This is a genomic window from Rhodococcus sp. OK302 (genome assembly GCF_002245895.1).
GTDB lineage: Bacteria > Actinomycetota > Actinomycetes > Mycobacteriales > Mycobacteriaceae > Rhodococcus_F.
Genome location: NZ_NPJZ01000001.1, coordinates 4517533 through 4531740, shown reverse-complemented (window position 1 = coordinate 4531740; position 14208 = coordinate 4517533). Strand labels below are relative to the sequence as shown.

Genomic DNA, 14208 nt, shown 5'->3' with positions numbered 1-14208 from the left:
CGTTCTAATGCTGACCGCTCTGGGAGCGGTAGCCGGAGTCGTATTCATTGCCCGATCGACTTCTTTGTCGAGCACGCAGCGGACGTATTACGTCAGCGCCCATGGCGATGATCGGGCGGACGGACGATCAACTGCGCGACCGTGGCGGACGCTCGATCGGATCTCGGCTCAGATATTGAGGCCCGGTGATCGGGTTCTATTGGCTGGTGGTGAACTTTTTGCCGGCCAACTGCGGGTGGACTCCGAGGATGCCGGAGATCGTGAACAGCCGGTGGTGATCGCCTCGTATGGGTCCGGCCAGGCGATTCTCGAGGTGTCGAACCAACCGGTCGTGGAGGTCTACAACACCGGTGGTGTGACGATTCAGGATCTGGTGGTGGATGGGCGCAGCAGTGGGTCAGTCGATGGAATCAGTGTGTACAACGACCTCCCGGAACGTCGGAGACTTGTCGGAGTGACGATCGAGCGCGTGGATGTCAGTGGCTGCAAGAACGGACTCGCAATCGGTTCGGCTGCACATGCTTCGGGGTTCGATGACGTATCGGTGCGTGACAGTTCGTTCCACGACAATCTGATTGCCGGACTGGCCACCTACGGTCCAGACTTCGACGCTGATGCGCCGGTGTATGCGAACAGCAACGTTAACGTGTCGGGTGTGACGGCGTACCGGAACACCGGCGATCCGACAGCTGTCGTCAATACCGGAAACGGAATCGTGTTGGGAAGCGTGGAGACTGGGCGGGTCGACAGATCGACTGCGTACGGCAACGGAACCCGGTCCTCGGCGCAGGAAGGTCCCATCGGAATTTGGACGTACGACTCGACAGGCGTCGTTATCGAGAACAATCTATCGTACGGGAATCGTTCGAGCGGGGCCGATGGCGGCGGTTTCGGTTTGGATCTCAATGTCTCGGATTCTGTTCTCCAGTATAATCTTTCATACGACAATGACGGTTCGGGCTTGCTGCTCTACGGTGTTGCTTCGAATCGAGCGCATGCCCGGAACGTGGTGCGTTTCAACATCAGCAGCAACGACAGTCGGCGCGGTGAATTCCACGGCGGGATCTCGGTTCTCGGTGGACTTGCCGGAGGCGCTCAGTCGGGCGGCATCGTCGGCGACCAGATCTACCAGAACACCGTGGTCATGGCATCCGGTGTGGACGGATTCCTACCGCCGGTGGTTCGCATCAGTGATGCCCTCGACGGTGTGGTGTTTCGCAACAATATCTTCATCTCGCTGGGCGCTGGGCCGCTGCTGATATCCGTCAACAGCACGGATAAAGGTGCAATGTTATGGGGTAACAACTATTTCGGGGCATCCGATCAATCCAAAATCGTCTGGGAGGGTACCGAATTCGAGAGCCTGAGCGGGTGGCGCGCCGCGACCGGCCAGGAAATCTTGGTGGAGGAATCCGTCGGCTCGGATGTAGATCCGGAGTTGATGGATCCTGTATCACCCACCGATGTCACAGCAGCCGATCAGATCACGAGCGCCGTCGGGTTTCTGTTTCGGCCAGGATCGCCGATGATCGGTGCGGGGCTGCCCCTTGCCGGAATGGATCCGGGGACCCTCGACTATTTCGGAGTTCCATTGGCTGCGAACCGAATCGACAACGGGGCAAGTCATTTCTCCGAGGAATGACATGGTGGGCGGAGATCGATGACGTGTGCTCGCCGGTACGTAACGTGTGAATTGCTGAATGCGATCTACTTGGCAATGAGAGTGAAATCAACTGCACTTCAATACTTTTCCCGAACTTGTCGTCCGTTCGAAGTAGCGATGTAGACACTGTGGAGGCACATCATGCGTATCTTGATCACAGGCGGTGCGGGTTTTCTGGGATCGCATCTGAGTGAGTTTCTCCTCTCGCGCGGAGACGAGGTCGTCTGTCTCGACAATCTCTCGTCCGGACGTCGAGCGAATATCGAGCACCTCCTCGGGAGTGATCGGTTCCGTTTCGTTGAAGCCGACGTGCGCACGGCAATCGATGTCGACGGACACTTCGACGCCGTCGCGCATCTCGCGAGTCCGGCCTCGCCGCCGGACTATCTACGTCGCCCCGTCGACACTCTCACCACGGGTAGTCAGGGCACACTCAGTGCACTCGAATTCGCGCTCCAGCACCAGGCGAGATTTGTCCTGGCGTCGACCAGCGAGGTCTACGGCGATCCGTTGGTTCATCCTCAGACCGAGGACTATTGGGGAAACGTGAACCCGGTGGGACCACGGAGTGTGTATGACGAGGCGAAACGATTCGCTGAGGCACTGGCCACTTCGTATGGTGCGTCGCGGGGGTTGAATGTTGGAATCATGCGTATTTTCAACACATTCGGACCGCGGATGCGGGCGGACGACGGCCGGGCTGTGTCGACGTTCATTGTCCAGGCATTGTTGGGCGAAGCGCTCACGGTCTTCGGTGACGGGCAGCAGACGCGGAGTTTCTGCTATGTCGACGATCTTGTGCGTGGCTTCGTTTCGATGATCGATTCGTCGGAGCCTGGTCCTGTCAATTTCGGAAATCCGGAAGAGTTGACGGTGCTCGAACTTGCTGAGCTTGTCGTGAAGTTTTCGGGGTCGGAGTCGGCGATTACTCGGCGTCCTTTGCCTGTCGACGATCCCACCCGGCGGAGACCGTCGATCGAGCGGGCCGACAGCAGATTGAACTGGGCCCCACAAGTTTCGGTCGAGACCGGTATCCAGCGCACCATCGACTGGTTTGCCCGCAATCGCTCTGAAATCGAAGCTGCAGCAGGACTCTTCCCGGAGAGTGTCCTTCACTGACCGAAAGTGCGCCGAATACTCAAGGGAGGAACACATATCCGTGTCCAAGACATCAGGTCGATCGGCGGTCAAACATCGCGCCCCGCGGGGCGCGGCGCCAGCGTTTCCTCTCCACTCCCGGACTGTAGACGACTCGATAGCTGAATTTCTGTACGAACTATCCAGTGGCGCTATTGTCGCCGCCCCACCGTCGGGTCCAGTTTTCAGCGTCCGACGACCACTCCGAATCGAAAGCGACCGAAGCATATTCGTCTACGCCCTACCGAACCGACTGCGCGTCGTGGTTGGGGCGTTGACCGTCGGTTGGCTGGCCAGTGTTGCGGTGTTCTGGTGGTGGTGGCTCGCCCCCGAACACCGATTCGGATGGTTCGGGTTTGTTGTCAACAGTGCACTGTTGGCTTACCTGTGTTTGCTTCCGGCCTATTTTCTGGTCGCCGTCAATCGTCTACGGAAGGTCAATCCGGAATTGAGGATTCCGGACGTCCGAGTGGCAATCGTGGTTACTCGGGCGCCGTCGGAACCGTGGCTTATGGTTCGCGAGACGCTCGAAGCGATGCTCGCTCAACAGTTCCCGTATGCCTATGACGTCTGGCTTTGCGACGAAGCGCCCTCTGCCGAAATATCAGCCTGGTGCGAGCAGCACGGTGTCTCGGTCAGTACCCGCAACGGTCGATCCGACTACCACCGCGATACCTGGCCGCGCCGGACCAAGTGCAAGGAAGGCAACCTGGCGTTCTTCTACGACACGGTCGGATATGACTCCTACGACGTCGTATCGCAACTCGATGCGGATCATGTTCCGGCCGTGACGTATCTCGCCGAGATGGTTCGACCTTTCGCTGATCCGGCAATCGGGTACGTCAGCGCGCCCAGTGTGTGTGATTCGAATGCTGATCAATCATGGTCTGCCCGTGGACGGTTACATCGCGAGGCGGCATTTCACGGCCCCGTCCAGCTCGGGCACAATCGTGGACTTGCCCCGATCAGTATCGGGTCACACTATGCCGTGCGTACAGCCGCGGTGCGATCGATCGGTGGTATCGGGCCGGAACTCGCCGAGGATTTCTCCACGTCGTACCTGCTCAACACTGCCGGGTGGAGTGGGGCATTTGCCATCGATGCCGAAGCGCATGGTGAAGGTCCGGCGACCTTCGGTGCGATGTTGACCCAGGAATTTCAGTGGTCGCGGAGTCTTGCCGTCGTCCTTGTCAACCTCGTTCCTCGCACACTCATCAGACTTCCGTGGAGACTGCGCCTTCGGTTCCTGTTCGCGCTGGGTTTCTATCCACTGTTGGTCTTAAGCACCACCGTGGGGCTCTCGCTTCCCCCGATCGCTGCTGTCACCGGAATTCCCTGGGTTCGGGTGAACTACCTCGATTTCCTGGCTCACTGGATCGTCCCCGCGTTGTTTCTGCTTCTGCTCACCGCAGTTCTGCGACGGCACCGCTTGTTGCGTCCCCGGAATGCGCCACTGTTGAGCTGGGAGGTTTGGCTGTATGCCCTCGCCCGATGGCCGATCATCGGCTGGGGATTGGCAGCGGCCTGTCTGCAACAGATCACCCCTAAACCCGTGGTGTTCAAAGTCACTCCGAAAGGTACGAGCGGGGTGGAGTCGATGTCCGTCCGTCTCGTCGCTCCCTACTTGGTGATATCGGTAGTGATGTCCTCGGCTGCAATCGTCGGTATCGCGAGAACGGGAGCGGTCGGCTATATCGGCTTGTGTCTGATCGCCGCCAGCATCTACACGACTCTCGCGATCGCGGCGCCGCTTCTTCATGCGCACGAAGCGGCAACCGCTGCGGATGTACCCATTGGCCTCACGCTGCTCGCGGTGTGGAAGCCGTTGTGTGCGTGGATGATTATTTCGATGCCGCTGTTTCTGGCTCTCGCGGCTTATCCCGGATATTTGATGAAGGAGCTCGGGTTATGACACTGCGACGGACGGTGCTGGTCACCGGCGGAAGCGGATTCATCGGAAGTCACACTTGTGTGGCGCTGATCGAGAGTGGTCACGAGGTGATCGTGATCGACGATCTTTCGAACAGTTCACCGGAAGCGCTTGTGCGCGTGGAGACGCTGACCGGCACCACACCGACTTTCTACGAACTCGACCTCCGGGATCGGCCGGGGTTGTCGGATGTTTTCGCTCGCCACGACATCGATGTTGTCATCCATTTTGCGGCGAAGAAGGCGGTGGGGGAGTCGACGCAGATTCCTCTGGATTATTTCGATGTCAATATCGGGTGCACGACAAGCCTTTTGCGGGTGATGCATGAGTATGGGGTGCATCGGTTGGTGTTCTCGTCGTCGTGTTCGATTTACGGTGACGCACTACCGAAGCCGCTCACGGAGTCGGATGTTCCGGGGCCGACCAATCCGTATGCGTGGTCGAAGTGGACGTGTGAGCAGTTGATCGAGCAGGCGACGCGGTATCACCCGGAGATGCGGGCGACTGCGCTGCGGTATTTCAATCCGATCGGTGCTCATCGCAGTGGTGTGCTCGGTGAAGCGCCGAAGGGGCCGTTGCATAACGTGATGCCGTATTTGATGCAGGTTGCGGCGGGGAGGTTGCCGGCGCTGAATGTGTTCGGTGATGATTATCCGACACCGGATGGGACTGCTGTGCGCGATTACATTCATGTGGTGGATGTGGCGGACGGTCATGTTGCGGCGGTTGAGCATGTCGATGATGTGCCGGGAATGCAGGTGTTCAATCTCGGTACCGGGGTGGGGACGTCGGTGTTGCAACTGCGTGATGCGTTTGCACAGGCTAGTGGCCGGGAGATTGCGTCTGTGATTTGTGAGCGTCGGGCGGGTGATGTGGCGACGTTGGTGGGGGATCCTCGCAAGGTGGAGGTGGCGTGGGGTTGGCGTACGAGGTTTGACCTGGACGCGATGTGTCGGGATGCGTGGAATTTTCAGATTCTCAACCCGAATGGGTACACGAAGGCGCAGTGAGTAGGCGGTGTGACAGAGAAGGCGCGACGGAAATCGAATTCGATTTCCGTCGCGCCTTTGTTCGTGAGTTGAACTACTCCGCAGGAGCGTTCTGGGACGCGATTTCCTTGCGGACCTCATCCATGTCGAGTGCCTTGATCTGAGTAATCAGATCCTCGAGGGCGGGAGCAGGCAGTGCGCCGGCCTGGTTGAACACCAAGATGCCTTCGCGGAACGCCATAATCGTCGGAATCGAGCGGATGTTGGCTGCTGCCGCGATTCCCTGCTCGGCTTCGGTGTCCACCTTGCCGTGAACAACGTCGGCATGCTTCTCGGCTGAGGCTTCGAAGGTAGGGGCGAACTGGCGGCACGGGCCGCACCAGGAAGCCCAGAAGTCCACGAGCACGACATCGCTGCCGTTGATCGTTTCGTCGAAGTTCTGCTGGGTGAGTGTCTGGGTGGCCACAGGGGTCCTTTCCATAGTTCGGGCTGTTGGAGGGTGCAACGCCCCGGGGTCCCTGATTCTTCCCTGCTCCATTTTCGGACCGGAGCTGTGGGTGAACAGAGGGTTCGGCTGCCATGAGGTTCCCGTCGAATTCAGGCCGTCGCGGGTTCCGCGGAGACGACCAATTGTGAAGGTGTAACGACACATCGTCGCCTGTCGATAGCCGTTATGTACCCGGTTCGTCGGTTGTTTCGACGGCGGGACCGTTACGTGGTCGCATGCTTTCCGTACATTCCCCCGCACCGGACGTCAATGGTTGAAGTACCTGGATTGGTACCTAGTTGTGACCGTCAGGCGTCGTACAGCCGCCGGTTTACCTACGAAATCGTTATATTTCGGCCACGAGTGGCGCTGAATCGTGCGGGGATCGTGCCCCACACCGTCATTTATCGATCATCGAGGGTCTTGCGGACGCGCATTGCGCGTCGGATACCTGGTCTGGTGCGTGCGGCAGAAATAGGTATGTCTCGGTCCATTCGGCGGAAGTCACGAACGCGAACAAAATACAGAGTTATGGCCATGGCCGACCCGATCCGGGCCGGAGTACCGAGAAAAGGAAATCTACAAAATCATGGCCGTACGTATGACCACCCGAAAGACTGCTTTGACCCGCACTATCCGAGGCGCCGTCGTTGTTGCCGCACTCACGGCAGGTACCTTCGCCGCCACGACAGCAGGCGCGAGTGCCCAACCGCTGTCCATTCCGGGTATCGACTTCACGATCCCCGCTCTGCCCACTCTGCCCAATCAGATGATGCCGGCAAATCCGATGCAGACGCCGGATGTCATCCATTCCGCGCCCAGTGTCGGTGATCGGGCCTTGTCGGCTGCGGAGTCGAAGATCGGGTCACCGTATGTCTGGGGTGCGACCGGACCGAACTCCTTCGATTGCTCGGGTCTGACCCAGTGGGCGTACGCGCAGGCCGGCGTTTCGATCCCCCGTACAACGTATGACCAGGAAGCCAGCGGCATCGCGGTGTCCAAAGCAGATCTGCGACCGGGCGACTTGGTGCTCTACTACGGTGGTGACCACATCGGTATCTACGCCGGCAACGGTCAGGTCGTTCATGCACCGACCAGCGGCCAGTCAGTCACGCGGGCACCTCTCGACTCGATGCCGTTCCACATGGCGCGCCGGTACTGATTTCAGATCTAGAAACGCAGTGAAATCATGGAAAGTCGATGTCTGACCATTCTGCGATGCGCGGGGTGTAGACAACTGTCAGCGCCGCGAACCAGGATCTGTCCCGGATGCCGTGGAGTGGACCTCGACGTGGTGCCCTGTTGTGGGAAGGGCACCATCGTCTCCTGCCGCATTGCGCTGGACGGTTGGTGCGAACCGGGTCGAATGCACGACCCGGTCATCGCGATCGTAGAACTGGATGAAGGTCCGTGGCTATACACGGTGATCGACCACGGACTGAACACGGTGCCGCATAGTTTGTCGCGGGTGGCTTTCCAGTTCACTGAGCCCGGGGAGCGGTTTCCCCACTTTTCCCTCACGTGACCTCGTGGGCACGCTCGACCACCCAGCCCGCAATCTGCGTACGCGAGTTGAATCCGAGCTTCGTCAAAATATGTTCGACGTGCCCTTGAGCGGTGCGCTGTGAGATCACCAACTTGGCAGCGATCGCTTTGTTCGTAAGACCCTCGGCTACAAGTTCCGCGACTTCACGTTCACGTTTGGTCAGGCTGGTCACGTCACGACCGGATGGTTTCGCGACCTGCGGATTTTCGCCCAGCGCTATCGCTGCCGCCTGTGCGAATCGCATTGCTTTGCCCTTTCGGAATTCCGTTTCGAATGCTCGTTGCCCGAGCCCGTCTCGTGTGCGTCGTTCACATTCGGCGTGATCGTTTGTCAGGCCGAGAAACCGGATTGCCGGGCTGCCTATCTCGTACCATTGCGCGTCCGCGGCGCCCATCAACTCGGCGGCGTGCCGGTACCTTCCGTCACCCGCGGCGATCCACGCCAGAATTTCCAGACACCACGCGGAGCCGAGCGGATCGTCGACGTGTCGCGCGAGACGGAGTCCCTGCTTGAGAAGGGGTTCTGCCCGCGAACAGTCAGCGTCCTTCCCTTGCTGACACTGCTTCCACAACGCCAGCCCCAAATTCGATGACGCCCGTCCTCGGTAGAGGGACTCGCCGAGCGGCCCGGTTATCGATAGTGACTCGTCGTAACACGCTATGGCGTGGGCCGGATCTCCGATCGAGTCGTACGCCATTCCGAGTTGATTCAATGCCAGTACGCGACGCAATCGATTGTCTTCGTGGCGGAACGCGGCCACTGCCCGTTCTATGGTTTCGATCGCCCGGGGTAGATCTGCACCGAACAGTGCGAGAACCCCATCGGCATGAGCGATAAGACCATCCGCGACGGGAGATCCCAACTCGTCGGCAATTGTGCGAGCTTGCTCGACGAGGGCGCGTCCCGCTGATGTGTCACCTTGGATCGAGAGGAGCAGACACTGTGCGTAGACGACCGACAGTCGATCAACCGTCGGCAGCGTAGACGCCCACGCCAGGACACGGTCGAACCAATGCCGAGCTTCGCTGTACGTGCCGCGGGAGAACCAGAACGGAAACATCGCGTTCGCGAGGCGGAATCCGGATTCTGTCTCGGTCGAAGCGTCTTCGGAGACGCAAAACTCCAGTGCCTCATGAATATTCGGCTGCTCATGACTCAGTCGTGTAATCCATTCGAGTTGGCGCGAGCTGATCCACTCCGTCGCAGCGCGCACGGCGAGCTGTTCGAACCAATCCCGATGGCGACGGCGCAGTTCCCGACCCTCTCCGGTCTCGTGCAGCTTTTCCCAGCCGTACTCTCGCAGCGTTTCGAGAAGTCGGTATCGAACAACGGATGTCGGCTCTTCCCGAGTGAGAATCGACTTGTCCACCAATGATGCCAATCCATCCAGCACTTCGCCCGCGCCGAGGTCGAATGCGCACACAGCTTCCACCGCATCCAATTCGAAGCCGCCCGCGAATACCGACAACCGGGCCCACAACTTCTGTTCGAGCGGCGTACACAGTTCGTGGCTCCAGTCCATGCACAATCGCAGCGTTTGCTGACGCGACGGTGCACCGCGACTACCCCCGGTCAGGAGCTGAAACTTGTCGGTGAGGCGCTCGAGGATCTGAGTGGTCGACATCGCACGCAATCGTGCCGCGGCTAATTCGATCGGCAGCGGCAGACCGTCGAGTCGCTGGCAGATCTGAGCCAGTGAGACTCGGTTGTCCTCGGTGATCTCGAAAGTCGGGACGGCGGCGCCGGCGCGTTCGGCGAACAGGGTCACCGCGTCGTAGCCCGATAAGCCGCGTATCGACGGGAGCTGATCCGGATCGGGCACAGTCAACGGCGGGACGCGAATCACGGTTTCCCCACCGATTCCCAGAGGTTCCCGACTCGTGGCAAGGATCCGTACCTCGGGACAGGTGCGCAGAATTGATTCGGTGAGCCCAGCGATGGGATCAAGTAGCTGTTCGCAGTTATCGAGCACCAGCAGCATCCGAGAAGAACTGAGGTGATCGATCAGATTGTCCAGCACAGGTCGCGCAGACCAGTTACGCAGTCCGAGGGTTGTCGCCACTTCGTCGACAACAAGGGATTCGTCACGGAGCTCACCCAACTCGACCAACCAGACTCCGTCGGGAAATGCGTTTCGCGATTGTCGGGCTACGTGTAGTGCAAGCCTGGTCTTGCCAACACCGCCGACGCCGGTGAGTGTCACCAACCGCGATGCCGACAGCACCTTCTTCGTCTCTGTCAGCTCTCGGCGTCGACCGACAAAGCTGGTCAGCTCCAGTGGCAGATTCCCGACGTGGTCCTGGGTAGTTCTGCCTCTCTCCGCGCGAGTCGGCGACGGGGTGGCGTCGCGGGTGGAATTGTCCGCAGAACGGGAGTGGTTGGGCTGAGGGGGCAATTCCGAGCGTTCGGCGTTCAAGGCCATCTCGTCAATTGGCCAACCGTGACTGCGCTGGATGTTCTGGAGTTCTTCACCGAACTCGACCGCCGTCGACGGACGATCGCCAGGATCGACGGACATTGCTCGTTCGAGAAGGGCGCGAACATCGGGTTGTATCTCCTGCTCGCGTAGATCCGGAACGAGTCGGCCGGTGACGGCGCACAACAGTGTCGCGGCGAGCCCGAAGATGTCGGCGGCCGGACCAGGCTGTTGTCCCTTCACTACCTCTGGCGCTGTGAAAGCGGGAGAACCGGCGATAGTTCCGGTTGCGGTGTCGAATTCCGTGGCAACGTGCGCGATTCCGAAGTCGGCAAGCTCCGGTTCGCCGTAATCCGTCAACAGGATGTTCGCGGGCTTCACGTCCCGATGGACGATGCCCAGACGATGCGCGGTTTCGAGGGCGCCGGCCACTTTGACACCCAGTCGCAGCGCCGCCTCGCACTCGAGGCGACCGCTGTGGCGAATCTGGGCCTGCAGCGAATCCAGGGGGTGGTACGGCATCACGATGTAAGGCTGGCCACTGGTTGTGGTGCCGACCTGGAGAACATTGACAATGTTCGGATGTCCCGTCAACCTGCCCATCGCGCGCTGTTCTTTGAGGAATCGTGCGACGTTTTCCCGGTCGAATTCGCCGGTCAATACCTTTACAGCGACCGTGCGCTCCAAGGATCGCTGACGGCACCGATAGACGACACCGAAGCCGCCCCGCCCGATCTCAGTTGCGTCTTCGAATCCGGCTTCGGTCAGATCTGCAGTCACTGCATCACGCCGTGTCGGGGGTGGATCAGTATCGGCCATCAGTAGCTTCGATCCGGTGCAGTCGCATTGAGTCGGCACTTGGGCACCGAGAATGCCACGAACGGATCCGCGTCACGGTATGAAGGGGCACCGTGCACGTCACTTCTCGGCGTGTGTTCCAGGATATCCCCGCCGGGCGGCGGAGGTGAAAAATAGCTGACGGCCTCATCGGCCGCGCGACGGGCCGCTCCTTCGCCTGGTAGTAGTCAGCCCCGGAAGATTTTCCGGCGGGCCAGCTTCCACCGGCCACTTTCGAAGCGAAATGTGTCAACGTATCGTCCGATGCCGTCGAGTTTCGGGGTGGAATCGGTGTCGGTATAGAAGGCCCAGGTAGATGTGGCGCACGCTTCTGTTTCGGACCGAATGTCGATCGAAATGCAGTCCGGGACATGACGTGTCCGTGTCCCGCGGCTCGGCGCGCGACTAGTCAACGACGTCCGGTGTTGTCATGTTCCGGACTCTCCTCATTCAATTGGACGGCGGGGTCAGTAGCCATTCCGCCTTCTCGTCGCCGTCCCAACGCCTGATCGGCCCGCAATCTCCGATTACTACCGCACTGCCGAGCAGAGAGATCGCATAACCCAATTGATCCGGAGTGATCCGCCGCGCCAACGTCACATGTGGTGTCCAGGACCCGGGTTCGATGTGCGCGGAGATACCGCTCGATCCCGCAGCAGCCGCGTAGACGTCGTGGTGAAGTCGCAGTAGTGCTCGCGACGGAATTACCGAGCGTGCCAACACAAACTGCTTGCCACCGAAAACTATGTAACCGCCCAGTCGAACCTCGAAGGACGGCTGCATGAACCTTCTGCTGAGGATTGCGTCGACGTCAGCCGGAATGCTGTGGGCAGCGAACAACGTGATGTGTGGACGATTCGATGCGCTGTGACGACTTGCTTGACTGGGTAGTTCGGCATCTGCGAGCACAGTCCACTGCGAGCGAACCGCAGATTCGCTCGACGCGTCGAGCAACAACTCCACCGACTGGACCATCGTGAGCAATGATTACCCGATGACAGGTGCGAGCGCAATCACTTCTCCGACACTGCGACTGGGACTCATGCACGGCGACGGAATCGGCCACGAGATTGTCCCCGTGGCGCGGCAGATTGTCGACGCGGCAATGTCCGCGGTTCACGCGCCACCGGTGGACTGGGTGGAACTTCCGCTCGGACGGGAAGCCATCGAGACACACGGGACGCCGATTCCCGACAAGACTGTCGTAGCCCTCGAACAGCTACCCGGATGGATTCTCGGACCCCATGACAGTGCGTCGTACCCGAGTGAGTTTCGTGGACAGCTCACGCCAGGCGGTGTGATCCGCAAGAAATTCGAACTCTTCGCGAATATCCGACCCGCGATCGCATTCGAGGGAGTGAAGGCCCTCGTCCCGACGATGGATCTGGTCATCGTCCGCGAGAACACCGAAGGGCTGTATGCGGATCGCAACATGGCGGTGGGCAGCGGAGAGTTCATGCCGACGCCGGATCTCGCTCTGGCTGTCGGCGTCTTCACCCGAGCGGCCTGCGAGCGAATTGCTCGGACCGCATTCACGCTGGCGACACGTCGACGCAACCACGTCACCATCGTGCACAAGGCGAATGTCCTGACACTGACCACCGGACTTTTCCGGGACGCCTGCCTGAGCGTCGCTACCGAATTTCCGCACGTCGTCGTCGACGATCAACACGTCGACGCCATGGCAGCACTTCTCGTCCGCCGCGGCGGAGACTTCGACGTCGTCGTCACGGAGAACATGTTCGGCGACATACTTTCAGACCTGACCGGAGAACTGTCGGGCTCACTCGGCAGCGCACCGTCGATCAATGCTTCGGAAACCAAAGTTATGGCTCAGGCCGCGCACGGTGCCGCGCCGGATATCGCGGGTAAGAACCGGGCCAACCCCACCGCGTTATTGCTGTCGAGCGCGATGATGCTCGACTGGCTCGGCGAATCTCGTGGAGACAGTGGGCTCACACTCGCGGCAAGCCGCATCACGAACGCCGTTCGAGGCACTATCGCCGCTGGAACTGCGACAGCTGACCTAGGCGGATTAGCCTCGACCAGTCAATTCGCCGAAGCGGTGTTCGCACGCACAGTTCGTCGCTGATTCTGTGAGCGGGTTGCCGGAGGTTTCGACGAATCGGTGCTGGAGTAACTCCTGCCGTAACCTACCGTTCTATCGAATTTCGAATGAACGTTGCTCGGTGCGGCGATCGACGAGTGGAGAGCAGAGTCGTGGTCGGTGAAAACGTGCGGGTACAAGTAGTTCGGCGTAGGGGCGTGCGCGCACATGTGGTGCGTCTGCTGTTGATTGGTGTGATCGTCGCGCTCTGCGGCGGATGCGTTGTCAACGATGAAGGACTGGTACCCGAGGGGCCGGCGATCAGTGTGCAGAAAGTCCCCGAGATCGCGGCGCTCCTGCCACCGAAGGTCGCAGAATCCGGGAAACTTCAGATTGGTGTCAACATTCCGTACGCACCCAACGAGTTCAAGGATGCGTCCGGAACCATCGTCGGATTCGACGTCGATCTCATGGACGCTGTCGCTGCGGTTCTCGGCGTCGAAGCCGTGTTCAACCAAGCAGACTTCGACAAGATCATTCCCTCGATCCAGGCCGGTAGTTACGACTTGGGGATGTCGTCGTTCACCGACTCCAAAGAGCGGGAAAAGACCGTCGATTTCGTCACTTATTACAGTGCCGGCATCCAATGGGCACAGCGGCCGGACAACCCGGTCGACCCGAACAATGCTTGCGGATTGCGGGTCGCGGTGCAGACCACGACCACTGAAGACATCGACGAGGTGCCCGCCAAGAGCGCGGCGTGTGTGGCCGCCGGTAAACCGCCGATCGACAAGGTCAAGTACGACAGCCAAGACGACGCAGCCAACGCGCTCATCCTTGGACGGGTCGATGCTCTATCTGCCGACTCGCCGGTTACCGGTTATGCGATCAAGCGCAGTAAGGGCCGGATGGAAGCGGCCGGTGCTCCGTTCGAATCCGCGCCGTACGGCTGGCCGATAGTCAAAGGATCAGGTTTGGGCCCGGCGCTGCAACAGGCCATGCAGTATCTGATCGACAGCGGTGTCTATCAGCAGATTGCAGAAACGTGGAGCGTTGAGGCAGGGGTCATCGAGGTATCGAAGATCAACGGTGCGGAGAGTTGATGAACAAGCACCTATTGCAACAAATATGGGCAAACCCAGTATCGAACGGGGAG

11 protein-coding genes are annotated in these 14208 nt (G+C 59.9%); 7 read left to right on the top strand and 4 right to left on the bottom strand.

Annotated elements, in window-relative coordinates:
• Nucleotides 1–7 precede the first annotated feature (7 nt).
• The 4 genes from BDB13_RS20785 to galE all read left to right on the top strand — a co-directional run bounded on the left by BDB13_RS20785 (nt 8) and on the right by galE (nt 5740).
• A complete protein-coding gene (locus tag BDB13_RS20785; protein WP_094273497.1) occupies nt 8–1642 on the top strand; it encodes a right-handed parallel beta-helix repeat-containing protein in 1635 nt (544 codons plus the stop codon).
• 162 nt (nt 1643–1804) lie between these two features.
• Nucleotides 1805–2782 carry a UDP-glucuronic acid decarboxylase family protein gene (locus tag BDB13_RS20780; RefSeq protein WP_094273496.1) on the top strand — a complete coding sequence of 326 codons (978 nt, stop codon included), beginning with the start codon at nt 1805–1807 and terminating at the stop codon, nt 2780–2782.
• A 280-nt stretch (nt 2783–3062) separates the two neighbouring features.
• Nucleotides 3063–4712 carry a glycosyltransferase family 2 protein gene (locus tag BDB13_RS20775; protein WP_217902143.1) on the top strand — a complete coding sequence of 550 codons (1650 nt, stop codon included), beginning with the start codon at nt 3063–3065 and terminating at the stop codon, nt 4710–4712.
• A complete protein-coding gene (galE, locus tag BDB13_RS20770; RefSeq protein ID WP_176459637.1) occupies nt 4709–5740 on the top strand; it encodes a UDP-glucose 4-epimerase GalE in 1032 nt (343 codons plus the stop codon). Before BDB13_RS20775 ends, galE begins: the two co-directional genes overlap by 4 nt.
• A gap of 73 nt (nt 5741–5813) precedes the next feature.
• Here the strand turns inward: galE and trxA are convergent, their stop codons facing one another.
• Nucleotides 5814–6185 carry a thioredoxin gene (gene trxA, locus BDB13_RS20765; RefSeq protein ID WP_094273495.1) on the bottom strand — a complete coding sequence of 124 codons (372 nt, stop codon included), beginning with the start codon at nt 6183–6185 and terminating at the stop codon, nt 5814–5816.
• Between the two features lie 610 nt (nt 6186–6795).
• On the opposite strand from trxA, the gene BDB13_RS20760 reads away from it, so the two are divergent.
• Nucleotides 6796–7368 carry a C40 family peptidase gene (locus BDB13_RS20760; protein ID WP_254922893.1) on the top strand — a complete coding sequence of 191 codons (573 nt, stop codon included), beginning with the start codon at nt 6796–6798 and terminating at the stop codon, nt 7366–7368.
• Nucleotides 7369–7723: 355 nt separating this feature from the next.
• On the opposite strand, the gene BDB13_RS20750 is transcribed toward BDB13_RS20760, so the two are convergent.
• From BDB13_RS20750 to BDB13_RS20740, 3 genes are all read right to left on the bottom strand, one after another.
• Nucleotides 7724–10948, bottom strand: coding sequence for a protein kinase domain-containing protein (locus BDB13_RS20750; protein ID WP_369597455.1), 3225 nt, complete (start codon nt 10946–10948; stop codon nt 7724–7726).
• Nucleotides 10949–11193: 245 nt separating this feature from the next.
• On the bottom strand, nt 11194–11418 hold the full coding sequence (locus BDB13_RS33610; RefSeq protein WP_094273492.1) for a nuclear transport factor 2 family protein: 225 nt from the start codon (nt 11416–11418) through the stop codon (nt 11194–11196).
• Nucleotides 11419–11455: 37 nt separating this feature from the next.
• Nucleotides 11456–11980 carry a 2'-5' RNA ligase family protein gene (locus BDB13_RS20740; RefSeq protein WP_094273491.1) on the bottom strand — a complete coding sequence of 175 codons (525 nt, stop codon included), beginning with the start codon at nt 11978–11980 and terminating at the stop codon, nt 11456–11458.
• Nucleotides 11981–11999: 19 nt separating this feature from the next.
• On the opposite strand from BDB13_RS20740, the gene BDB13_RS20735 reads away from it, so the two are divergent.
• Together BDB13_RS20735 and BDB13_RS20730 are read left to right on the top strand one after the other, a co-directional pair.
• Nucleotides 12000–13097, top strand: a complete 1098-nt coding sequence (locus tag BDB13_RS20735; RefSeq protein WP_094275068.1) for an isocitrate/isopropylmalate dehydrogenase family protein — start codon at nt 12000–12002, stop codon at nt 13095–13097.
• Between the two features lie 185 nt (nt 13098–13282).
• Entirely contained in the window at nt 13283–14155 is an 873-nt protein-coding gene (locus BDB13_RS20730) for an ABC transporter substrate-binding protein (protein ID WP_094273490.1), read from the top strand.
• The last annotated feature ends 53 nt before the right edge of the window (nt 14156–14208 follow it).